The sequence below is a fragment of the Pseudoalteromonas sp. APM04 genome, from assembly GCF_022809815.1.
Classification (GTDB): domain Bacteria; phylum Pseudomonadota; class Gammaproteobacteria; order Enterobacterales; family Alteromonadaceae; genus Pseudoalteromonas; species Pseudoalteromonas marina.
On the sequence record NZ_CP094442.1, the window covers coordinates 546,040 to 570,004 of the forward strand.

Here is a 23,965-nt window from a genome sequence, read left to right on the forward strand (position 1 = left end):
GTTAAATTTTATTTAAATAAAAAATGGCTGCTTATATAAGCAGCCATACAAGGGATTAAAGAAGCACGAGTTCGGTTGTATAAAGTACCTCGGTAGGTAAGCCGTTTGGCGAACCACCTAAAGGCTCTAAACTGACTGCTAGTAGTGAGATATCGTCAGCGTTAAAGCGTTTATCTTTTAGCAAAAATTTACCGCCTTGTTTAGGTAATATACCCAACGAAACAGGTAAATCTTGCCCTTTTAAGATCATCCATAGTTGATAATCTTTATCTCTTTGGGCAACTAATTGACTACTGGCTTTAATAGTTAATGCATCTTCGTTTACTTCAATAAACCATAAAGACTGTTTATCTTGGTTTTGCACGAGTGCAATTTGCTGATATTGCGTCACTTCTTTGGCCGGTTGAATGACTAAAAATGCCAACACAATACACGCGGCGGTGGCTATAAACGACCATGTCTGCCAAATCGACGGCTTAGTTTGCACCACTGTTTGACTAGGCACTGTTTTTGACTCAATACCTTGCAAAATGTTTTCCCAAACAGAATCGCTAGGTGCTTGTGGTGTAATTGCACTTGCTAGATTATTAAGGTTTTGCTCCCACATAAAAATTGCCTCACGTGCTTTGCTTGAGCTAAGTAACAAGCGCTGAAAACGTTTTCGTGCCAGCCCCTTGAGTGTGCCAAGTACATATTGTCCTGCTAGCGCGTCTAACAGCTCGGGTTTTGTATAATTCATAATGTTAAACACCTCTGAAGTTGTGTAAGCCCGCGTCTGATCCAGCTTTTAACTGTGCCTAATGGCGACTCTATATGGTCTACTAGCTCGCTGTGACTAAGCCCCTTATAGTAAGCTAAATGAATGGCCTGCTTTTGCTGGGGTTCAAGCTGCTCTATACAGTTTACTAATTTAGTATTTTCGTCATAGTTGACATCGACGCTCTGAATATCAAAGTCATCATCTCCCATTGTTTGCTCTTTTCTTACTTTGTTGTAACGCAACGCATCCAGACTTCTATACCTTACTATACTTATCATCCAGCTTATGACAGTGCCTTTAGAAGCATTGTATTCTGAGGCGTTATGCCATATTTTAATGAATGCGTCTTGCAACACTTCTTCGGCGTGTGCTCTGTTAGAAAGCATATTTAAGCTAATGGCAAAAAGCTTTCCACTTGTTTGTTGATACAAGGTTGAAAATGCATGCTTATCACCCTGTGATGTATCGTATAACAGAGACAGTAAATTATCGTTTTCCATAAATATCCTATTTATTTTTATTCTCTTTTTAAAAACGGTTGAGGCTAGAACTTGGATGCAAAAAAGTTAAGTAGCTTGCAACAGTATACTTTTCGCTCTTTTTTGCAATGACTATCTGTGTTTATTATTAGGTATAATTCTGTGAGTTCAAAAACTATATTAGAGAAAAGCATCTGTAATGGTTGAGCCGATTTTTGTTTATAGCAGAGTCGCCACGCTAAGTTACACTTAAAATAAATTAGCTTGGTGAGTCAGATTTACTAATATGGAGCTAAGACTTAGTGAGTTTCTACTGTGATACGTATGAAAAATTAACACACTAATTGTGTAAAAAGAGCAAAGTCCATACAAACCAATAAATACGGTATTTAAATAGATATTAAATATCAATAACATAAGTGGAAAAGTGGTGCCGTACGCTTTACCATTTTGTGGCTTGTAAATTGCAAATACAGTTATAAAAGCTGTTTGTTAATTAATAAATAGCAATAAATATAAATGGAGATTTTATGTGGGCTGCAATTAGTTATTTGGTATTAGCATGTGTACTTATTTTTATAGGCTGGGAAATACATTCAATTTATTTTTCGTTATTTTTTTACTGGACCGCGTTATCACTGTCATTGGTCAGTGGGGCATACATTTTTAATATAGGTAAAATTTTCAGAAAGCGAGAAAACGGCGTTATTCCATTTTACATACGCTGGGCGTTTATTCCTTTTTTATTGGGGGCGCAAGTGTACAACGCGTGGTCGCGTAAGCATGATAAAGTACCACCAATTCAGCAAATTAACGATAACCTTTTTTTAGCATGCCGCTTATTTCCCTCGGATATAGACACGTTAAAAAGCAATAATATTACCGCTATATTAGATGTTACTTGTGAGTTTGACGGTTTAGAGTGGAGCTCGACACAAGAGCGTATTAACTACTTAAATATTCCAGTACTTGATCATAGCGTGCCAACACACTCTCAGCTTAACCAAGCAATAAATTGGATTCATCATCAAATCCAAAAAAACAATAAAGTGGTTGTGCATTGTGCGTTGGGCCGCGGACGTTCAGTGTTTGTAATGGCTGCTTACTTACTTAGTCAAAATAAACATGCCGATGTGCATGATGTGCTTGCCCAAATTAAAGAAACACGTGAAACCGCTAATCTAAATAAACGCCAACTGCGCCACCTAGCAAAGCGACATAAAAGTGGCGAATTAGTAATTAAAAATCGTGCATTTTTAATTGCAAATCCCGTGTCGGGTACAAAAATATGGCAAGAAAAAGAGCAATTTATCATTGCACGCTTGTCAACTTATTACGATTTAACCGTAATGACCACAAGCCCAGACATTAATGGTTTAGAGCTTGCCAAACAAGCGCTTGGTGAAAATCCTGATATTGTTATTGCTTGCGGTGGCGATGGAACAGTAGCGGAAGTTGCGAACGTATTAGTTAATACACCCTGTAAGTTAGGTATTATTCCGCTCGGGACTGCTAATGCGCTAGCTCACGTTTTAATGGGAATAAGTTCAAAATTTATACCTGTAGAGCAAGCGTGTGATTTAATTATTGATGGTCAATCTACGTTAATAGATACGGCATATTGTAATGACGATTTAATGCTACTTTTAGCCGGGATAGGTTTTGAACATGCAATGATTGAAAAAGCTGACCGCGAATTTAAAAATAAATTTGGGCAACTCGCTTACTTAACAGGATTTTTTCAGGCGTTTTCTGAACAAAAATCGCAACAGCTCAACGTTAAATTGGACGATAACGACCCAATGGTGATCACAACAAGCAGCTTTGTTGTTGCTAATGCAGCACCGTTTACAACGCTACTTGCTCAAGGGGGAGGGCAGCCTAATCATAGCGATGGGCTACTTGATATAAATTGGCTTATACCCAATAAAGAAAATTCCACAACGGTACTGAGTATTGCCGAGCTTATGTTTAGCAGTATAACGCAAAGTCATTTAGCCATTAACTCTCAACACACAAATGCTAAAAAAGTCGAAATATCTTCAGGTAATGGGATTAAGTATGTCATTGATGGCGAGGTGAAAACGGCTAATAGGCTTGTGATTGAAATACTGCCAGCATCGCTTAACGTGATCAGTAAAGAAATTTAGCGAAACTAAAATATAAAGGCGCAATAAACTGCGCCTTTCTTTATATTTTTACTTTTTTATTGATGGCCAAATAAAGTCAGTTGTATCTGGAGCCTTGTTTGTTGTTTTACGAGGCGCACTTTTAGGTTTACGAAGTGGTTTGTTATTTATTGTATGAATATATAACGCTTCAACTTTGTCTCTGGCCCAAGGGGTTTTACGTAAAAATTTTAAGCTAGATTTTATGCTTGGTGCATCCGTAAAGCACTTAATTTTTACTTGTTCGCCCAGCGTTTTCCAGCCAAGTCTCTGCTCTAACTCGACCAATATTTGTTCTAGTGTGATCCCATGTAGTGGGTTTTTAGGTTGATTATCCATAGCCATACTGCTTATTTAAACTATGCTTATTGTAGCTTAAATACAATAAGCAGGCTATTTCACTGTAATCTTTTTAGGTCGATTTGGGTAAATAACTTTCCCTTGCTCATTGAGCTTAAGCCACATTAATGCGCTATTGGTTTGGTTGGGGTTTTTGGCACCGCACAGTAAATTGAACGTATCAACGCTAATTAATGCGCCTTCACTATAGCGTTTGTCGTCGTACCAACACATTGTTTGGTGCTGAGTTAACTGACTTGCGTTCACAAAAGTGCGGCTGTTATGCGGCTCGGCATTACAAAATAACGAGAGTGATAAGCTTAAAAAACAGGCGGATAGAATTATTAATGCGCGCATAACATTCTCCTAAAATTGACTTTAAAAATAGTACGTAATGCTAAAAAACATGCTAGTGTAATATTACACACTAAAAAATAAACAGAACAATAAAAGGTACACACACATGAAATTTAACCAGCTGATGATAGATGAATTCACATTACTTGCAAAGTTTCCGCTTGATAGCAAAATGCAGGGTATCAAATTACATTCTGACGCAGAAGCAAGCTTGATAGAAGCAGCACAACGATTATTTGATAAAGGCGTTATAGATAGCCCTGATGGCGGTTACTTAACGGATTTGGGTTTAGATTTAATTGAGCACGTTACGATTATTCATAGCGCGCTCAAAAGTTAAGCTCAGCAGTATTTAGGTCGCATCGGGTTGATTTTGCGGTGCGGCATCATTAAACGCAGCTAATTTATTACATCGTTCATAAATGGCTGCAATTTTTGGATAACGACTCATATCCACATTAAAACGAATAGCATTAAATACCTGAGGAACCAAGCAAACATCAGCAAGGCTTGGCTTGTTTCCAACACAGTAATCGTCGTCTCCAAGTAGTATTTCTATTTTATCAAAACCTACTTCAACCCAATGTTTGTACCAGGTGTTTTTAGCATCATCGTCTACTTTTAATTCATTCGACAAATACTTAAGTACTCGCAAATTATTCACTGGGTGAATATCACACGCTATTGCAAAACTTAAGTTTCTTATTTGGGCTTTTTGCCAAGCAGAGCCGCTAATTAATGGTGACTGTGGGTATGTTTCATCAAGCCATTCTAAAATAGCTAATGATTGACCAAGTACACCTTCATCTGTTTCAAGGGCTGGTAAAAGCCCTTGTGGGTTTAGTGTTAGGTAACCTTCCTCAAGCTGCTCTGATTTTAAAAGATTTACAATTGCCAACTCATGGTCAATTTTTTTTAGGTTTAACGCAATACGCACTCGGTATGCAGCTGATGATCGAAAATAACTGTAAAGCTTCATAATTAATCCTTGTTGCCTGAATAGTGTTTTTTAATTGTTCGCCAACAATCTGTGTAATTTGGTTGACGTTCTTTACCTTCTAATGCGTATTTAGTCGGTGAAATGACATAACGGGATTCAAACATAAACGCTAAGGTATTTTCGTATTTTTGTGGAACCAGTTCCGCATTAGATGCTTTTTCAAATACATCCGCTTCAGGTCCATGCGGAGACATACAATTATGTAAACTTGCGCCACCTGGCACAAAGCCATGCTCTTTTGCATCATATACACCTTCAATTAACCCCATAAATTCACTCATGATATTACGATGATAGTAGGGCGGACGAAACGTGTTTTCAGCAACCATCCAACGCGGTGGAAAAATGACAAAATCAACATTAGCCATCCCTTCAGTAGCTGATGGCGAGGTTAAAACGGTAAATATAGAAGGATCCGGATGGTCAAAGCTTACTGTATTCATTACATTAAATCGCGATAAATCGTATTTATAAGGGGCGCTATTACCTGTCCATGCAACAACATCGAAAGGGGAATGCTTAATCTCACAGCTGAATAAGTTACCATTAAATTTTGACACCAGTTCAAAATCACCTTCTTTATCTTCAAAAGCTGCAACTGGGTATTGAAAGTCACGGTCGTTGGCATAGCCGTTTGCACCAACCGGGCCTCGCTCTGCAAGCTCCAAAGCATGACCATAGTTTTCGCATATATAACCACGGGCCGTTGATTGTATTAAATCAACAGAAAACTTCATTCCTCGGGGTATGACTGCAACTTCACCTGGTTTTACACAGAGCTTACCGCATTCTGTATGCAGGAGTAGCTCGCCTTGTTGGGGTACAAATAGCATTTCACCGTCAGCGTTGTAAAAGTAGCGATCGACCATAGACTTGTTAGCAACATAAACATGAATACCGATGCCAGATTGCCCATTAGCACTGCCGTTAGCAGCCATTGTTATGAGTCCATCTAGAAAATCAGTTGGCTTTGTAGGAATTTCAACGGGGTTCCAGCGAAGCATAGTCGGAGGTGTTACGGCTTCAGTTATAGGTGCAGTTCGAATCAAGCCGTTATCAACAGCGGTGTAATCACCTTGCACTACCGAAGGGCGTAACCGATACAGCCATGTTCTGCGGTTAGCTGCTCTAGGCGCGGTAAATGCTGTAGAGCTAAATTGTTCAGTGTAAAGATCGTACTTAACTTTTTGAGGAGTAAATTGCCCTATAGGCAAGGCACCGGGTAGCGCTTCGGTTTCAAATTCATTACCAAAACCGGTCATGTACTTTAACTGTTCTGCCATTACTGACTCCTGTGAGAGAAGGCTAGTTTTATGTTTTATTTATTTAAGTTAAGATACTCTCAAGTGAGAGTAATTTCAAATTGCTCAATGAATGTGTATGTAAATATAAATGAACAGCTAGTAAACCTATTTAACGGGATAACAATGAAACTGGATTTAGACACTTTTTTAGCATATCAACTAATTAATGTAGCAAGTTTGGTAAGTAATGACCTTGCTAAGGTATACCAGAGCAAATTTGACTTAACGATACCTCAATGGCGAATTTTGGCGAATTTAGCGCAATTTGGTCAAAGTAATGCCAAAAATTTATGTACGCAGGCAAATATGGATAAATCGACCGTGTCGCGTGCAATAAAAATATTAGTAGAAAAAAAGTTGCTAATGACTCAAATTAATTCAGAGGATAAGCGCGCAGCCATACTTTCATTAAGTGAAGCTGGAAAAGATATGTATAAAAAAATAGTACCCGAGGCGTTAAAGTGGGAAAAAGAACTATTGGCTTCGTTAAACACACATGAACAAGGTTTATTAATAAGTGTACTTAATAAGCTAAAAAATAAATTACAGGCATAAAAAAGCCCATCAAATGATGGGCTTTTATAATTTTAACTAATCTGACAATTTAGATTAGAAAGTGTAACGTACACCTACACGCATTTCCCATACTGAAGCACCAGTTTGTACTGAAGTATTAGCGTTATTGCCGTTAAAGCCTGAGTAAACGTAACGACCTTGGTCATCTAAAGATGTTGAGATCATGCTTGCACCTACGAAAGGACCTTTCTTAAGAACGCCCCAGTCATCATTTAGCATGTTTGTAAGGTTGTCGATTACAAAGAATGCTTCACCTTTATGACCTTCCATAAAGCCTGGTAATTCTTGTGTAACTTTAAAGTTAAACTTAACAAACCAGTCAGCATTTTGTTGGTTACGACCTGCGATTTCACCACGTTTAAGCCCTTCAGAAGCAATGAAGTCGTTGAACTCATTGATTTCAGCTGCAGACATGTCGTATACAACGTTAGGATCGTTTTCAAGTGGAACGTATAATAACTGACGGTTACCATTCCAGTTGTTATCGCCCCATACATTACGGTCACTTCCGTCAAACGTGAAGCTGTAAGGTAGGCCTTTGTATGCTTCACCGTAAAGGTTAAAGCGTGTTTCAAAGCCATCTACAAACTCATGTTTGTAACCAAGCGTCATAGTAAAACGATGCGGAATTTCATAATCTGAAGACGCAACACCTGGGTTACCTGGATTAGTAAGCGCGATGTTACCATAGTTAGAACCGGCTACAGAGCTAGTCATTGGGTTTACATCGTCTGCATCTGTGTATGCATAACCAAAACTGAAGTTAACGCCGTTATCAAACATTTTGCTAACTGCTGCAGAGATAACTGAAGAATCGCCGCTATCGCCACTAACATTAGTTAATAAATATTCGTTACCACGGCCTTCGATAGACTCGTAAATTGGGCGACCATCAAACGTAGTTTCACCGCTATCTTGAAGTGCGATATCACGCATTAATGCAGCGTCTTTTTTCTTCGAGTATAAGTAATCTACAGAGATTACGTATTCGTCTTCAGTTGTGTATGTAGCACCAAGTGAATATTTCCACTCTGAAGGAATTTCAAAATCAGGGTCTACAGCATTAACAGTTGCATCGCCTACACCAATTTCAGTGTTTGCAACAATATCGAACATTTCTTGAGGTACGTCAAAACCAGGAGTACCGCCGTTTACGTTAGCTGTGTTAAATAAATCTACACCACGGAACTGCGTACTAATGTTTGTAATACCGTCGTTAGAATACGAATTAGATAGCCATACGTTCGGGTTACCACCAGAGAACAAGCCTAAGCCAGCACGAACTTCAAGTTCGTCAGTTGCATACCATTGGAAGCCAACACGTGGTTGCAGTAAGTCAATACCGTCGAATGTAGACTGGTTGCTGAAACCGTAACGGTTAGTGAAGTTTTGGTTAAAGTTAGGAACGTCATCACTTGTGTACTTGTCGTAACGTAAACCAAACTGAATGGTTGCATCTAAGTCAGTGAATGCGTATTCATCTTGGACATAGAATGTATGCTGCGCATATTTAAAGCTTGCAGCCGCATCATTCGGGTTATTAGTACCTGCAGCATTGTTGTAGTAGATACGCGCTGCTTGACCTGCTTCAAAGTCGTCAATTGAGTCAAAGCGCCACTCACCTTCTGTATGCTGTACGAACAAGTTAAAAACAGATAGCTCTTCAAACTCGTAACCAGCAGTAATTGTGTGTTGATCTAAGTAATAAGTACCAGCAACTTTAAATGTAGTTGTGTCGTAATCTAGATCGTTTGATTGACGAGAATCATCTGGACCAATGTAAACCGTACCGCCATTATCAGTGCGGATTTGCATTTCACCAAAGCTGCTTGCAGCATCTAATGACTGAACCGTTGCATCTAGCTCTGATTTACCTAAACGAATTTCAGTAGAAAAATCGTCTGACCAATCAGAATATACAGAACCAATGATTGATGTAAACTCAGCACTTTGATTGTAGAAGTGGTTTGATAAAGAAACGCGGCTAGAACCAGTATCAGACTGAGAAATTGTGTTACCGTCGTTGTAGTTATAAATTAAGTTTGCACGGTGATCTTCGTTGATGTTCCAATCTAGTTTTACTAAGATTTTTTCATCTTCAACAGGCATGCTTGATGGCATACCGCCTGCATCGTAGCCGTAAACTGATTGAGAAATACTCTGAATGCGAGATACGTCATCAGCTGTAACACTACCACTGCTAAGGCCGTCGTAATTAAACTGGCGAACACCTTCAAGTTTTTCGTATGAAGTGAACAAGAATAATGTATCTTCAACAAGCGGAAGGCCTACGTTGAAACCGTAACGTTTTTCAGTGTAGTTACCGTTATCAACTTCATTACCTTCAATTTCGTCGCCTTTCATTGAATCGTTTGTGTAATCGAAGAAAACACCACCGTGAACGTCGTTGCCACCAGATTTAGTTACAGCGTTAATGTTACACGATGTAAAGCCACCGTATTGAACGTCAAAAGGTGCTAGTTCAGCTGAAACTTGTTCAATAGAGTCGAAAGAGAAAGGGGCACGGATAGTAGGGTAACCGTTTGAGCTTAAGCCGAAGTTATCGTTCATGCGAACGCCGTCAAGCGTTAAGCTGTTGTAACGTGGGTTACCACCACCACAGTTGATTGAACCACGGCTATCATCAATTGTGATACGTGGGTCAATACGGATGATGTCTTTTAAATCACGGTTGATAGCTGGTTGGTTTTCAAGATCCGTTAGCGTAAAAGTAGACGCAGGACCTGTACCACCAGACATTGCACTGATAGGAGCACCCGTAACTACAATTTGCTCGATGTTAGAGATATTCTCTAAAGAAGCATTTACCGGGTAATCGTTACCAATGTTAAGAATAATGTTATTGAACTCTTGGTCTGCATAAGTGTCAGAATCTACAACTACTCTGTATGGACCACCAACACGCAGGCCTTTAGCTGTAAAGTAACCAGCATCATTAGTTTCAGTTGTTTTAACTGAGCCTGAAGGAACGTGTAAAATTGTAATTTTAGTGCCAGCAGCAGGGTTGCCGTTAGGACCAGTGATTTGACCTTTAATTGCAGATGTTGTTTCATTTGCAATTGCAGCGCCACTAACACCAACACATGCTGCGATAGCAAGTGACAGGGCCGTTTTGCGTATTTGAGTTTTCATTTAATTTTCCCGTGTAGTTAATAATTAAATTTTTATATTTTTATTTTTTGGTTTTCAAAAAATAAACTAAATGCAGGTTTATATTTTAAAAACCATCGCTATTATACCCCAATTGTTTGTTACAAATAAAATACAACTGCAATGTTTTTTTAATAAATAGTACAAATTTTGACTATTTTTTACCTTTTTTTGAGTAATCACTCTATTAGCGAGCTCATACTACCGATGTTTTATGACAAACTTGTGAAATGTAAAACAAGCTTTTACAAAAAATCCCCGTGTGTAGGTTTTATGTGTCACAAATTACATAGATACTTTTTTTAACGCTGTTTCTAGCTCTTTAGCAGAAGGGTCAAACATAGCGTTTAACAAACCAGCCAATCGAACACCTGCTTGTAGCAGACGTGTTTTTACGATAGGTGTATTTTTATAAACATAGCTGTAGCCAACTTCTTCATTTGTAGATTTATAAAGTGCATTTGCTAAATTATGAGATTCTTCAATCCAAGTAGTTGGTGTACTTTCTAAATATTCTGCAATTAGTTCACTGTTATTAGTATTTATAAACTGCGCGTACTCAGTAAATGATAAGTTTTCGTTTTCAACTAATTTAGTATCCCACAAGCTGTGTAAGTTTGTATCTTGACCAAAAAACGACACTCTAATACGGTTTCCGCCTCTATCTTCGCTTCTTCCTGCATGGAAAGGTTGATGGCTATCACCAACCAAGTGAACTAAAAAACGTAAACTAAATTGCTTTGCATCTAGGCTGCTGTTTTTATCTTTGAGTATTTTTATAGAATAGTGGATGCCTTCTAGAATATTGCTAACCGACTCTTTGTTGTTTGTATGGTCGTGATTGATTGTGAAGGACTTGTTAGGTGCGGCATTAATGTAGTGCCAACGAGAAGATTGCTTTTGCCAAAATTTCCCCGGGTTTGAGCGCATCTCGTCAGGCCAAGTTGAAACCTGTGCAAGTGATTCACCCGCTAAGAATGGTTTAATAGCTGACTTTGTGGTGTCTGTTATATGAGATTCAGCAATTTTACCTACAACCCGGTGACCGTTTTGGCCCCAAGCAAGTGAATCGCTACTTGTAAAAATGGCACCTATTAAAAGCGCTGACGTTATCGAATATTTTACATTGATACGCATTAAGGTTCCCTAATTAATTTGGAGTGGTGTTGCTGCGTTGTAATAAGGTCAATTGTCCTTACTTTTGTTGAAATTAGGAAGGACTCAATAAAATTCATAATTTCTTATTCATATTTATTATAAATCAGTGCCTTAGCATCTATAGGTAAAATTACTTGTTGTAATAAGTAATTAAAATTGTTCAAATGAATAAGTAATGTATTTTAGGATGTCTTTAGCTTGAATATTAAAAATACGGTATTGCAAAAAACTTCAATTGTTACATTTTTGTTTATGGTAATAGTTTTTGCTTGGGTGTGTGGTCAATTAATTGTAAATGACGATGAACTCGCTTTTCCTGTACTTATTGAAACATCAACAACATGTCGTACAACAGCGACCGCAAACGATAGTGAGCTTATTGTATTCACACCCTCTAAAAATATTGCAGTGCAACTTACACAGAAGTTGTGTGGTGATAATGTCGTTGCTAAACAGTACGGAGTGGTTGTTGGGTATTGGGGGTATAATACATCAAACAGTTTAGAGTTTGTAGGTAAAGGAATTGCAGACCTGATACTCGCAAAAAACAACATTATGGCGGCTTTTAAAGCTGAATCTACCTATAATTATATGCCCGTTGTTGGTTTTTCTGATTACACTGCATTTTTTATATCTTCAAAAGAAAAGCCAATTATTTCAAAATCTTATTTTTTAGACAAAAAAATAGGACTGCTTGATTACCCAACAAGTCGCTCTGGGCATATTCTTCCAAAACAGGTCTTTAAAGATCTCGATATAAATATTGCAAATTTAAATATTTTGTACGCAAGTTCTCATAATGAACTACGAGATTTATTAGCCAACGGTAAAGTAGATATTATTGCGTCGTTTTGGAAAGAAAACGATAAAGACCGTTTCTCGAAAAACTATATCACCCCATTAAGCAATAACATAACAGGCACACGTTGGTACTTGAAAATGCAACAAAACAACACAGATTTGTTGTGTGCTGTTCAAGAACATCTAATGGCTATGTCTAAAGACCAAGAACTTCATTATTATCAAAATGTTTTGCCCTTTTGGCAATGTGAGAATAATACAGCTGTTTTTAAGATAGGTGAAAATAATGAGTAGGCTTAAATTTTCTGCAGTGTCTTCGTGTATTTTTTTAATGCTTTCTTTAGTGTTTTATATATCTATGATTAATAAAACAGAGCGTGTTAGCGAGCAGCAAAAGTTTCAAATTGAAAAACAAATTGCACTAGATTTACCATTACTCGATTTGCCAAATGAACTGTATAAGCATGCAGGTAATAAAGATGCTTTAGTTGGCTATATTGACTCACTAAATAGTTATCTAAGAATGAGTAACTTGCGTGTCATCGATATCAGTACAGGCGAGATTGCTCACAGCGATTTAAAGGCAAAGCAATTTATCAGTAGCTTAGCGACGAGTGAAGGCCCTGTGAATATTATTTTTAGTGTAGATGAGCATTACTTGACACCTAGTAATAAAATCTTTTTTTTGTTTTTTTTACTTATCAGTCTCTTTGTTGCTGTGTGGTTAAAAGTGGTAGACAGTAAGAAAAACAATGTAAGCTTAAACAAGAGTATTAACTCCGTTGCATCAATGCCAATGCCTTTGGCGGTCATAATTGATTTACGCAATAAAACACTTTCACATAGTTATAATAAAGAGCACAGCGTTCAATTAGCTAATAAACCATTGTGTTTTTACCTAGCCCTTGTTGAATATTGTTCAGCTAATAGTGATGTCATTTTAAATCATAATAAAAATGTACCCGATGAGCTTATTGAACTTGCCAACAAGTATTTTTACCGTTTAACAGAACTAGGGCACACGATAAGGAAACGGCCGAACTTCAATAATAGCCTTGAAAAAACGTTGAGTGAAATAAGGGCTTCGCTTGACGACGTTTTGAATGAATATCCTGAGGAAAAAGAGATTTATTACCCTCCAAAAGCATATGGAGAAGGCTCTCGCTCTCGTCTGCACAGCTACGGGCTCATAAATATTGCAAAGGGAAATGTTGAAATAATAGGGAAGTAATATTACTTCCCTATTATTAACCGTGTTTATTTAGGAGCAAACTCAGCCGCTTTTATTGGACTATGTTGCGATATAAATGTTTTAAGTGCTTGGGCGTCAGTTTCGTCAGTGCTAACAAAACCTTTTAGCGTATTTATAGTTGGGTAACCATCACCGCCCGATGCGTTATAGCTATTTAAACTCATGCGGTATGTTTTACTTTTATCGAACGGTTTACCGTTAATAAATACGTTTGTAAGCTTACCATTTTTGCGGTCAAACGAAAGCTTGTGATATTGCAAGTAAGCACCAGCGTCTGCCGGGAAGCTTGTTACTGTATTTAAGTAGTCCCATAGTTCAGCACCTTGCCAATCCATATACGTTATACGGTTTTTAAAAGGGTGAACTTTTAATATGTCTTTATAGCTTATTTCACCAGCATCAATTGAGCTGCGAATACCACCGCCACTGATCAACCCAAAATCTGCACCTACTACATTCATTTGTGCTTGGATGATAACGCGAGCAAGGTTTGTTTGTTGATAGCGTACTTTGTTTCTATCACCTTCTAATCTTGCATCAACAGAGCCAATAGTCCCCTCAATTTGTTTAGCACCAATCGCTTGGTATTTAGCTAAAAACGCTTTTAATGACGGGTCTGGCTTAATATATTCGTTCGCAAGTACCTCTTTTAATGTGCCGTCAGCTTGTGTTTTTTCTACATATAAATTAACTGGCATTAATTTATAATCAAGTAGGCTCAATTCACCATTTTCTAATTTGAACTCAGCCTTACCAACGTACTTTCCCCACTCGTGGGCTTGCATTATCCACGTGCCATTTTGCTGATCAGGATTACAAGCTAAGCCAGGTTTAAAACTATCATCGTTTACATTTTCTGATGCCATACACACAGGCTCTTGTGAGTGGCCACCTATGATCATATCAAGCGTATTAGCAGGCAATGAGCGAGCAAGTGTTACATCCCCCGGTGCGTTTATGCCATGTTTAGCATCAATAAAATGGCCCATGTGAGTAACAGCAATAGTAATGTCTGGGTTGTATTTTGCTTTTATCTCTTTAGCTAGGTTGGCTGTTACTGGAACAGGGTCTTTAAATTCTAAGTGACCAATGTACTGAGGGTTTCCTATTTTTGCTGTATCGGTTGTAGTTAAACCTATCACGGCAATAGTTAAGCCATTTTTTTCAAATATCTTATAGGCGTCAAAAGCGTTGTTACCTGTCGACTTTTCCACTATATTAGCCGATAAAAGAGGGAAATTAGCCCAGTTTTGTTGCTTGGCTAAAACACTTAGTGGATTATCAAATTCATGATTACCTAATGCCATTGCATCGTAGCCGAGTAAAGACATCCCTTTAAAGTCAGGCTCTGCATGCTGTAAATCAGATTCTGGTATACCTGTATTTATGTCGCCACCTGATAGCAGTAAAACTGCATGACCTTTTATTTTCGCTTCACTACGTAATTGATCCAGTAGTGTTTTGCGAGCAGCCATACCGTATTCGCCTTTTTCGTTATGCCAAAAGCGACCATGGTTATCGTTAGTATGAAGAACGGTTAAGTATTGTGTAGAAGATGTTTTTTCATTAGTTGTGGCAGATGTGCATCCCAGTACACCAAAAATGATCGAAAAAATAAAAATTATGCGCATAAAATACCTGTGTATTAAGTTGTACTTAATGTTGTAGGTGGCTAGTTTAAACTAGTTTGAAATATAAAAAAGGCAGATATTTATATTTTTGGCTAATTACGACTCGTAGCCGCATTTTCCCTGCGTTTGAGTTCTTGGCTAGCGTAATGTGACTTTTCGTGTTTTGTAGTAACCATCCAATTTAAAAAGCTTGCTGGGAGTTTGGTGTATGCTTCGCCTTTGTGTAGGCCAAAGTCGCAAATTGTGTGTGGTGTGTGTGTCATGTGTATCCGTTATCTCTGTTATTTAATAATTAACAATGAGCAAAGTTAAACATTTACTCGGTTTACATATTCATAGAAAATATAAATCAATATTGTGTAATTGAAATGTTACCAGAACGGTCTAATTTGTATCAACTATCTTAATGCTATCGATTTTCTTAGTGTGTAGCATTAACCTAAACAAAACTTATTTTTAAATAACTATAATAATAGGATCTAACATGAAAAAACGTTTACTGTGTTCATTGCTCGCTTCATTAAGCTTTGCTAGCCATGCAACCATAGTCGAAATGCAAACTAGCCAAGGCACAATTGAGATTAATTTATTTGACCAGCAAACACCAAAAACCGTAGAAAACTTTTTAAGTTATGTGCAAGATGACTCATACAATGAAACAGTTATTCATCGTTCAATAGACAATTTTGTAATTCAAGGCGGTGGTTTTACATTTTCAGACACACTTGACCCAATAACAACTAAACCTGCTGTTATCAATGAACCTGTATTTTCTAATGTTAAAGGTACTATTGCCATGGCTAAGTTAGGCGGCAACCCTAATAGTGCTACTAGCCAGTGGTTTTTTAATATGGCTAATAACAGTGGGGGAAGTGCGGCACTTGATACGCAAAATGGTGGGTTTACAGTGTTTGGACAAATCACAGCAGAAAGTCAGGAAACGCTTGATAAAATTGCGGCCCTTGTTCATTGCGGTGAAACACCAGTAGTCGATATAACAACAGAGCAATGTGCGAGCAGTGATGTGTCTATTAGTAGTGCTAATTTAGTGACAATCCAGAGCGTTACTATATTAGACGACGATCCTAATTCGGCAGCCGGATTGACCGTTGTTGAAAATACACTGATTGACGCGGATAACTCTGGTAGCTCAGATGGAAGTTCGGGGGGAGCGCTAATATGGTTACTGAGTGCTTTTTTACTAGCTGTTCCACGCCTTAAAAAGAAGAAGTAACCTCATTCAGAGCAATATAAACAGCGCAGCTATTATATAGCTGCGCCCTATATTAAATAAATAGCCGCCAAATCATCGCAAGCCACATCGCAAATACAGACACGCAGCCAATTAAAAACACGTTAAATCGAGCTCTTACGTTATTTGATCCTAAATGAATAATGCTATGTAATATGCGTGTTATTACAAATACGCAGGCCAAAATTGCAACCACAACGCTTGCACTGTTTAATTGCAAAGCTAACAAGCAACCGGCGTAAAATAAAACGGGTATTTCAAACTGGTTAGTAAAGTTTCTATCCGCAACCCTTACATGGTCACCTGCGTTATCTAATCGCATCGTTGCAAAGTCGTTTAAGTTTAACTGTTTATTTTTAGCTGCTGCAAAGCGTCTTCTCCCCATAATAATCATTACAGCCAAAGACAGGGTGACTTGCACAAACATGGCAAGTATTATTATTTTTTCCATTGTAGTTCCTTGTTATTGTTTTAGTCAGTATGCAGACATTTTTCACAATGTGTTACACAAAAAAGCGTTAACTGCTAGAAAGTATTCAGTACAAAGTGTTAGTTTATATTATCAAACCTGCTTTTGAATTAGCATAACCTTTTTTGCATCATGCTTTTAATGGAAATAAAATGAAAAAAATTATTTGTCTCAGTGCCATCGCACTCGCTGTTCTCAGCGGTTGCTCGAATACATCTTCATCAGTAGCAACCTCGCCACAAGCCTCGTTACTATCATACACTTTAGTGGTTAGCCCAAATGATAATAGAGAATATAAAACACTAAAGCTTGCTAACGAAATTGAGGTTATCTTAGTGTCTGATCCAAGCGCAGAAAAATCTGCTGCTTCACTAAGTGTAGGTGTGGGGTTATTGCATGATCCTATGTCTCAGCAGGGTATGGCGCATTACTTAGAGCATATGCTGTTTTTAGGCACAGAACGTTACCCTGATACAAAAGGGTATTCAGATTTCATGACCAAAAATGGCGGAGCGCACAACGCCTACACGTGGCTCGAAATTACAAACTACATGTTCAAAATAAACAACGATGCGTTTGATGAAGGGCTCGACCGCTTTTCTGACTTTTTTAAAGCCCCTAAGTTATACCCAGAATACACAGAAAAAGAAAAAAACGCAGTGAATGCTGAGTGGTCTATGCGCCGCGAACTGGACTTCTTTGGCCAATTTAAATTAGCGCGTAAAATGATGGGCGAGCATCCAGCTAATCGCTTTTTAATTGGTAACCTAGAAACACTAGGCGATAAAGAAGGTAGTTCGCTTCATCAAGAAACCGTTGATTTTTACAATAAATATTATTCGTCAAATATTATGAAAGTCGCACTTATTTCTAATTTGCCAATCGCCGATATGGAACAAAAAGCGCAAAAATACTTCGCTGACATTAAAAATAAAAACATCGAAAAGCCAAGTGTTACTGCTAATTTAGATTTTGATAAAGCGGGCGGTAAACGCGTATTTTACTCGCCAAATGAAGATGTAAAACAGTTAAAACTTGATTTTACAATTACCAACAACAGTGATGAGTTTGCTGTTAAACCTAACCGTTTTGTTTCATATTTATTAAGCAATGAAATGCCGGGTAGCCCAGCACAAATACTAAGAGATAAGGGCTGGGTTTCGCAGCTAGGGGCATCAGCCTCTCCAACACAATATGCAAACTATGGTGCCTTAACGGTCGATATTGAGCTTACTGATTTAGGTATGCAAAACCGCGAAGCAATTGTTGCAGTGGTTATGCAATACATTGATTTAATAAAAAAAGAAGGGGTTAATAGCAAGTACTTTAACGAAATACGTACCTCGCTTAATAACCAATTTAAATTTTTAGAAAAGGGCGACGAGTTTAACTATGTAAGTGCTCTAACAGGCAGCATGCAAGTTTACCCGCTTAATCACACGATTAACGCGCCTTACCACTATGCAAAGTTTGATGCTGACGCCGTTAATGATGTGCTAAACCAGCTCAACGCAGATTCACTGCGTATTTGGTACATTTCACAACAAGAAGAAACAGACTCTCAATTATACTTTTACGACGGCAAATACCGCATAAATGACATTAGTGATGATGAAATAGCAAGCTGGAATAAGCCAAGTGAGTTTAAATTAGCGCTTCCTAGTGTGAACAACTTATTACCTGAAAGTTTTGCAATTAAAACGGCTGAATTTAAAGAGCAAAAACACCCAGAGCTTGTTTTCGATAAGCAGGGCGTAAAAGTATGGCGTCAAGCAAGTCAAAAATTTGCTGAGCAACCTAAAGGGCTCGTTGAGGTTTATATAAATACACAACAGGGTCTGAACGACATAAATGCTGAAGTGCTTTACTCTGTTTGGGCAGATTTATACAACATTCAGCAAAGCCAATTAAGCACTGAAGCTGCTGTAGCGGGTATGGGCGTTAGACTAGCACCAAGTAATGGGCTTGTATTATCACTTAATGGGTTCACTGATAAGCAAGATGTATTGCTTAAACAGGCTTTGAGTGGATTAAACGTTAAGGCTACTTCGCAAGCGTTCGAGCAAGCTATTGACCGTTACACGCGTGACTTATTGAATCAACAAAAGCAATTTCCTTATGCTCAAGCCTTTGGTGCTTATTCTAAGCTAACTCGTACGGGTAGCTTTGATACCGATGAATTAATCAAAACTGCAAAATCATTACGTGTTGCTGACTTAACAAAGTTACAACAAGCTACATTTTCTAATAATGATTTGCGTGTATTTAGCTACGGTAATTATAACCAGCAAGATATAGAATCAATAGCAGGCGAGCTCATAGCTGTTTTACCTAAAAATCATACGGTGAGCGAGTTTGCACGTAGTAAAGCGTGGTTGCCACAACCCGGTGAAACGTTAGTATTACAAAAAGATATAGATGTAGCAGATGTTGCTGTGGTTGATATGACCGTTCACCCAATACCGGGTTACAAACAAAAGGCTCAAGCTGCTGTATTACGCGATCACTTTAGAACGATCGCATTTGACAAAATGCGAACAGAAGAACAACTCGCTTATGCAGTAGGTGCTATTGCAAGCTCAATCGAAGATTATTCTGCTGTTGGTTTGTTCATACAAACCCCTGTAAAAGGGCCTAAAGAAGTACAAGCTCGCTTCGACCAGTTCAAAAAAGAGTACGCGGTTGAGCTTGATAACATGACAGAAGACACATTTTTACAGCTTAAAAATGCGACTTTGGTGTCACTTAAAGAGCAACCTAAAAACTTAAATGATGAAATGGGTCCTTTAATTAACGATTGGTACCGAGAAAACTTTAGTTTTGACTCAAAACAAAAGTTGATCAATGAAGTAGAAAAAGTAACGCTTGCAGATATAAAACAGTACTACAAGCAAACTATGCTAAACCCACAAGCAGCGCGTTTAAATGTCCAGCTGCGTGGTACTAAGTTTATTGAAAGTGACTTTGCTGATTTACCTAATCAAACCAAAATCACTACGCTTGATACTTATTACAATGGCATTAAGTTACAAAAATAAGATTGATAAATAAGTCAAAAAATAAACCCCAATGTACTGATACATTGGGGTTTTTATTTATTTCAATATCTACAAAGTACTTATCTCGTGCTTTAAAACTCATAACAGCCAGCGATGCTGCTATTAATGTGTAAGGTAATTGCATAACTCCAAAGTTCATTAAGTTACAACGAGAACGAAGTGCTGTAAGCATGGTGAAGTCTGAATAAAAAACGCGTCGCTGCAAATGGTGATACAGATAATAACAATGTTTATTAGTGTCTATTATTAAAGTTAGATTTTAACAGGGTAGGCAAGGCGGTTATTAGTGATGATAAAACCGCCATTGATATATATGGTTATTAAAGTCGTGCTTGTTCTATTGCTTTGGCTACATCTAAGTTTATGTTTAGCCACGTTTGTTCAAGCGTGGCTACTAAACCGTCGTAGCCGTCGTCTTTTATGGGCACTAGGTGTGAGAAGTTATGCACACTAATCAAACGGCGGCCGGTTTCTGGGTGAGTATAATATAAGCGCCATAGTCCAGAGATATCAGCATTGCCTTGCATATCACCATTAAAATGGTGAATTTCGTACTCAAGCTCATAAAATGTTTGCTGATCGGGCTCGGTTATTACAGGTAGCCCTTTAATAACCATCCAAGAGGGCATATTTTTAAATAAAGTTTGTTGGGCAGTGGCAGTAAGCATAACGTCAGGAGACTCGCCCCATAAGTGATAATTTGCAGCATGAATTTGATTATTATCAATTTTCATCGCTATGCCTAAGTTGTTTAATGCGCCTCTTAAAATAACTGTTTGTACTCTCAACTGTGCGTTGGTTTCACTAACATTTCGTGATGATGAATCAATAGGCTGTTCAAATTGATAATACTGAGTCGCATTTTGTATTGCTGAGCTACAGCCCGACAATACTAAAAGCAAACTTGTTATGATTAATAGGGTTTTCATTATTGCTTCCTTGGTATTGGATCTGCGGGCAGTGATTTGTCAAAAATTAGCATGTTTGGTTGCTCATTTAAGCCGCGTGTCAAAGGTTGTATTTCTTCGCTTAAGCGCTTAAATTCACGCAGTGTTTGTTGTAATTGATGATGAAATTCAGATCCAGCCTGATAACTCGCCATTGTTTTATCAAATTGTCGCATGGTCACTTCAAATTGCTCCATGCTTTTGGTCATTTTTGCAAAGTTACGATTTATATCACCGGGTAAATTTTGAGTATCTTTTTCATTTAATAGTGTGCGCATTTCATTTGCAAGAGACTGGTAGTCAGCAAAGGCAACTTGTATTTGGGCTAAGCTTTCTTCAACTTTTAAATTATTAACTTTGTTTAATACATCAGAAACCTGATCGGCAAGTACGGTAATTCCGCTCGATATACTAGGAAAAACGGTATACTGGCCCAGTTTTTCAAACTCCGCTTCTGGGGCATCGGGGTACATATCAAAATCAACATAAACTGCACCAGTTAAAAGATTTCCGGGCTTTAAAGAGGCGCGCATGCCAATTTCTATCCAGCCTTTTAAGCTTTCTTTCCAAAAGTCTTTAGCTGTTGCGCTGTGGTGATAAATACGCCCGTACTCTATTTTTATAAGAACAGGTACTGACGTGTTTGCACTTTTAAAGTGAGCAGGTTTGCCATTAACAATTATGTTTGCAGGCGCTTCAACTACTGACCCAATGCGAATACCACGATATTCAACAGGGGCACCGGGTCTGAGCCCTCTAATTGATTGTTCAAAATCTATTATGTAATAGTCAAAGTCGTAAAAGCGTTCTTCTAGTGCTTCTTTATAGCTTTGGCTAAGTGAGAAATTGTGGCCATCGTTAGCTATTTCCCCCGGTGTTTGGTTATCGGGTAAGCCAACTGAAATTCCGCCTTTTAAAAGCTTACTTAAAGAGCCTGTATTAATATTTATGCCATCAGCAGATAAATCAATTTCTATACCGGCGTTGACCCAAAAAATTGAGTTGTTGGTAATTAAGTTTTGGTAAGGCGCTTTTATAAATATACCGTACTTCATTGCTTGGTTTTCCCAATCAAATGTGGCGGTTTCTATTTGGCCAATTTTATAATTCTTAAAAAATATTCCGGTACTAACATCAAGTACTTCTGCGTTATAACTAAGTAGTTTAAAGCGACCACCTTGCACGTCTTTGCCTATTAATGCAGGTTCTTCTTGCAGGGTGAAATTTTCTTTAAGTGTATTACTTTCGCCCGGTGCAAATTCTAAATATACCCCAGAGAGTAAAGTACTCATTCCACTTATGCCGGTTTCATCTATACGTGGTTTTACCACCCATATTTTTGCGTCGTCGGTAAGTAAGTCTTCATAGCTTTTATCTATTTGAGCCCGTGCAATCACACTGTCTTGGGAGTCGGATAAACGAACGCTGTCTATTTGCCCTATTTTTACACTGCGCACTTTTATTTCTGTTTTGCCTGCAATAATGCCCTCGGCTTGCGGCATCTCAATATATATAGTGGGGCCTTTATTTACTTGATATTGATAAAGCATCCACACGCCGACAAAAAGCGCTATGGCTGGAATAATCCAGATAGCAGAGATTCTTGGTTCATCTGTTACTTGGGCAGTTTCGGTCATGTTTTAGTCTCTGATGATTTATTTTTAGGTGAATCCCATAAAAGGCGTGGATCAAATGAATGAGCAGCCATCATTTGGCATATTACCATAACGGTAAAAAATGCAATGCCTAAGCCTGGTGTAACTGACATTAAATTACCTAGCTGTACTAAAGCCACTAAAATGGCGACAACAAAAACGTCAATCATTGACCATTTACCAATAAACTCAGTGAGTTGGTAAATCCTAGTGTAACTTTTTGTATGCCTGTTTGCAGGTTTTGTTACCATAATACACAAAAAGCTTAGTACAAATGCTTTGGCTAAAGGAACAACAACACTCGCAAAAAAAATGATACCTGCAATGGGATAAGAACCACTTTTCCAAAGTAAAATAACCCCACCAATAAGTGTGGACGGGGTTTCATCACCCAAGCTTGTTGTATTCATGATAGGCAATACGTTGGCTGGTATATAGCAAACAATAGATGTGATGAGCCAAGCAGTTGCTTTTTGAACGCTATGAGGATTACGTACATGTGTTTTGGTGTGGCATCGCTGGCAGATCTTACCTGTACAAAGCTGATGACACACATGACAGGCTTTAATATTTTCATCAATAGCACGTTTAGCGTGCTCGGCACCTTCTAACACTTTGATTGGTTTTATTTGAGCCCATAACCTTGGACGATTTAAGTGTACTAAAGCGGCAATGTATAAAATAACAAAGCCAGCATAAGCCCAAAAACTTGCCCCAAAGCTTATATCAGCCAAAGACATAATTTTAACCATGCTGACTAAAACACCAATTAAAAATATCTCAGACATAATCCATGGCTCAAGTGCCAAAGTAAACTTAAGCAACCTACGCGCAATGCCTTGTGGCAATGTTTTTAAAACACCTAAATGAAGGGGTATTAAAATAATTAATAAACTCATTGGTAAGGCAATAATGCTTAAATCAATAAAAAGGCCTAACAATTCACTATCGTAATTGAATAATATTCGGGCTGCGTCGGGGAGGGTGATAGTTTGGGTTATACCATTACTACTAAAAGATAAAAAAGGATAAAACATACTACTTAATAGCATTAGCAAAGCACTAAAGCTCAACGCCACTATGCGATTATCGTGGTTAACGTTGGCTTCGCATAATTTATGATGGCAATGCGGGCATATCGCCATTTGCTTAGCGATAATTCTTGGTATATCTATGATCAGGTCACAGCAGGGGCAAACAGTTTGCAATTTAGTACCAAACAATAATGCATTTATTTGATTTTGCAATATTTGAAGCTGTAATACAACGCGAACTGTTAATTTTGAATACAGGCCAAGCCAGAAAGTATCTGATTGGCATGCATTTTATATATTAAGGTCTGTTGACCTTTCAAGGATAATTTGAAGGAGTCTGTTTAGTATTAAGGAAGAGCCTATTTAGTATGGTTATTCCCCATAAATTGGCGAGAACGTAGCATTAATGCCAAACAGGCGCTTCCCAAGGGGGGGCTTCCTAGGGGCTATTTACTCTTTGTTACTCAGTTTTTACTTATTCTTACATGGATGTAAGCCAGTAGAGTAATGCAGGAGCAGTTATCGAGCCCACTAGGTTAAAAATCTCGCGCCG

22 protein-coding genes are annotated in these 23,965 nt (G+C 38.1%); 7 read left to right on the top strand and 15 right to left on the bottom strand.

From position 1 onward, the window contains the following. Positions 1–55: 55 nt before the first annotated feature. Both MTP24_RS18320 and MTP24_RS18325 read right to left on the bottom strand, forming a co-directional pair. Complete coding sequence (locus MTP24_RS18320; RefSeq protein WP_058429783.1) at positions 56–739, bottom strand: anti-sigma factor; 684 nt, start codon at positions 737–739, stop codon at positions 56–58. Next, on the bottom strand, positions 736–1,260 hold the full coding sequence (locus MTP24_RS18325; RefSeq protein ID WP_006791673.1) for a sigma-70 family RNA polymerase sigma factor: 525 nt from the start codon (positions 1,258–1,260) through the stop codon (positions 736–738). Before MTP24_RS18325 ends, MTP24_RS18320 begins: the two co-directional genes overlap by 4 nt. 509 nt (positions 1,261–1,769) lie before the next feature. On the opposite strand from MTP24_RS18325, the gene MTP24_RS18330 reads away from it, so the two are divergent. After that, the gene (locus tag MTP24_RS18330) at positions 1,770–3,389 is read left to right on the top strand and encodes a diacylglycerol kinase family protein (RefSeq protein WP_243533995.1); all 1,620 of its coding nucleotides are present in this window, start codon (positions 1,770–1,772) and stop codon (positions 3,387–3,389) included. A gap of 48 nt (positions 3,390–3,437) precedes the next feature. Here MTP24_RS18330 and MTP24_RS18335 read toward each other — a convergent pair whose 3' ends face one another. Beyond that, the gene (locus MTP24_RS18335; RefSeq protein ID WP_243533997.1) at positions 3,438–3,746 is read right to left on the bottom strand and encodes a VF530 family protein; all 309 of its coding nucleotides are present in this window, start codon (positions 3,744–3,746) and stop codon (positions 3,438–3,440) included. Positions 3,747–3,800: 54 nt separating this feature from the next. Then, entirely contained in the window at positions 3,801–4,103 is a 303-nt protein-coding gene (locus MTP24_RS18340) for a DUF1496 domain-containing protein (RefSeq protein WP_058429781.1), read from the bottom strand. Positions 4,104–4,209: 106 nt separating this feature from the next. On the opposite strand from MTP24_RS18340, the gene MTP24_RS18345 reads away from it, so the two are divergent. After that, positions 4,210–4,443 carry a TIGR02647 family protein gene (locus MTP24_RS18345; RefSeq protein WP_006791677.1) on the top strand — a complete coding sequence of 78 codons (234 nt, stop codon included), beginning with the start codon at positions 4,210–4,212 and terminating at the stop codon, positions 4,441–4,443. 12 nt (positions 4,444–4,455) lie between these two features. Here the strand turns inward: MTP24_RS18345 and maiA are convergent, their stop codons facing one another. Together maiA and hmgA are read right to left on the bottom strand one after the other, a co-directional pair. Next, a complete protein-coding gene (gene maiA / locus MTP24_RS18350; protein ID WP_010556737.1) occupies positions 4,456–5,082 on the bottom strand; it encodes a maleylacetoacetate isomerase in 627 nt (208 codons plus the stop codon). A 2-nt stretch (positions 5,083–5,084) separates the two neighbouring features. Then, the gene (hmgA, locus tag MTP24_RS18355) at positions 5,085–6,386 is read right to left on the bottom strand and encodes a homogentisate 1,2-dioxygenase (RefSeq protein ID WP_243533999.1); all 1,302 of its coding nucleotides are present in this window, start codon (positions 6,384–6,386) and stop codon (positions 5,085–5,087) included. A gap of 144 nt (positions 6,387–6,530) precedes the next feature. On the opposite strand from hmgA, the gene MTP24_RS18360 reads away from it, so the two are divergent. Further along, positions 6,531–6,962 (top strand): MarR family transcriptional regulator, encoded by a 432-nt coding sequence (locus MTP24_RS18360; RefSeq protein ID WP_033024862.1) that lies wholly within the window; start codon positions 6,531–6,533, stop codon positions 6,960–6,962. 54 nt (positions 6,963–7,016) lie between these two features. Here MTP24_RS18360 and MTP24_RS18365 read toward each other — a convergent pair whose 3' ends face one another. Beyond that, positions 7,017–10,136 (bottom strand): TonB-dependent receptor, encoded by a 3,120-nt coding sequence (locus tag MTP24_RS18365; protein WP_243534000.1) that lies wholly within the window; start codon positions 10,134–10,136, stop codon positions 7,017–7,019. A 303-nt stretch (positions 10,137–10,439) separates the two neighbouring features. Continuing rightward, a complete protein-coding gene (locus MTP24_RS18370; protein ID WP_243534002.1) occupies positions 10,440–11,291 on the bottom strand; it encodes a S1/P1 nuclease in 852 nt (283 codons plus the stop codon). Positions 11,292–11,510: 219 nt separating this feature from the next. Here MTP24_RS18370 and MTP24_RS18375 point away from each other — a divergent pair, with 219 nt between their 5' ends. Together MTP24_RS18375 and MTP24_RS18380 are read left to right on the top strand one after the other, a co-directional pair. Further along, positions 11,511–12,407 (top strand): hypothetical protein, encoded by an 897-nt coding sequence (locus tag MTP24_RS18375; RefSeq protein ID WP_243534004.1) that lies wholly within the window; start codon positions 11,511–11,513, stop codon positions 12,405–12,407. Beyond that, positions 12,400–13,344: a hypothetical protein gene (locus MTP24_RS18380; RefSeq protein ID WP_243534006.1), complete on the top strand. Its 945-nt coding sequence runs from the start codon at positions 12,400–12,402 to the stop codon at positions 13,342–13,344. The genes MTP24_RS18375 and MTP24_RS18380 overlap by 8 nt, the downstream gene beginning before the upstream one ends. A 26-nt stretch (positions 13,345–13,370) precedes the next feature. Here the strand turns inward: MTP24_RS18380 and ushA are convergent, their stop codons facing one another. Further along, on the bottom strand, positions 13,371–14,996 hold the full coding sequence (gene ushA / locus MTP24_RS18385; protein ID WP_243534009.1) for a bifunctional UDP-sugar hydrolase/5'-nucleotidase UshA: 1,626 nt from the start codon (positions 14,994–14,996) through the stop codon (positions 13,371–13,373). A gap of 92 nt (positions 14,997–15,088) precedes the next feature. Beyond that, on the bottom strand, positions 15,089–15,259 hold the full coding sequence (locus tag MTP24_RS18390; RefSeq protein WP_243534011.1) for a hypothetical protein: 171 nt from the start codon (positions 15,257–15,259) through the stop codon (positions 15,089–15,091). A 221-nt stretch (positions 15,260–15,480) separates the two neighbouring features. Between MTP24_RS18390 and MTP24_RS18395 the strand changes: the two genes are divergently transcribed. Beyond that, positions 15,481–16,230 (top strand): peptidylprolyl isomerase, encoded by a 750-nt coding sequence (locus tag MTP24_RS18395; protein ID WP_243534013.1) that lies wholly within the window; start codon positions 15,481–15,483, stop codon positions 16,228–16,230. Between the two features lie 52 nt (positions 16,231–16,282). Here the strand turns inward: MTP24_RS18395 and MTP24_RS18400 are convergent, their stop codons facing one another. After that, entirely contained in the window at positions 16,283–16,699 is a 417-nt protein-coding gene (locus MTP24_RS18400; RefSeq protein ID WP_006791688.1) for an MAPEG family protein, read from the bottom strand. Positions 16,700–16,869: 170 nt separating this feature from the next. On the opposite strand from MTP24_RS18400, the gene MTP24_RS18405 reads away from it, so the two are divergent. Beyond that, the gene (locus tag MTP24_RS18405; protein WP_243534015.1) at positions 16,870–19,755 is read left to right on the top strand and encodes an insulinase family protein; all 2,886 of its coding nucleotides are present in this window, start codon (positions 16,870–16,872) and stop codon (positions 19,753–19,755) included. On the opposite strand, the gene MTP24_RS18410 is transcribed toward MTP24_RS18405, so the two are convergent. The 4 genes from MTP24_RS18410 to MTP24_RS18425 form a co-directional block, all read right to left on the bottom strand. Continuing rightward, positions 19,739–19,948, bottom strand: coding sequence for a hypothetical protein (locus tag MTP24_RS18410; protein ID WP_243534016.1), 210 nt, complete (start codon positions 19,946–19,948; stop codon positions 19,739–19,741). The two genes, MTP24_RS18405 and MTP24_RS18410, sit on opposite strands and share 17 nt — an antisense overlap. 148 nt (positions 19,949–20,096) lie before the next feature. Further along, the gene (locus tag MTP24_RS18415; protein ID WP_243534018.1) at positions 20,097–20,705 is read right to left on the bottom strand and encodes a PqiC family protein; all 609 of its coding nucleotides are present in this window, start codon (positions 20,703–20,705) and stop codon (positions 20,097–20,099) included. Next, positions 20,705–22,360: an intermembrane transport protein PqiB gene (pqiB, locus tag MTP24_RS18420; RefSeq protein WP_243534020.1), complete on the bottom strand. Its 1,656-nt coding sequence runs from the start codon at positions 22,358–22,360 to the stop codon at positions 20,705–20,707. Before pqiB ends, MTP24_RS18415 begins: the two co-directional genes overlap by 1 nt. Next, a complete protein-coding gene (locus tag MTP24_RS18425) occupies positions 22,357–23,523 on the bottom strand; it encodes a paraquat-inducible protein A (protein ID WP_243534522.1) in 1,167 nt (388 codons plus the stop codon). Before MTP24_RS18425 ends, pqiB begins: the two co-directional genes overlap by 4 nt. Positions 23,524–23,965 lie beyond the last annotated feature (442 nt).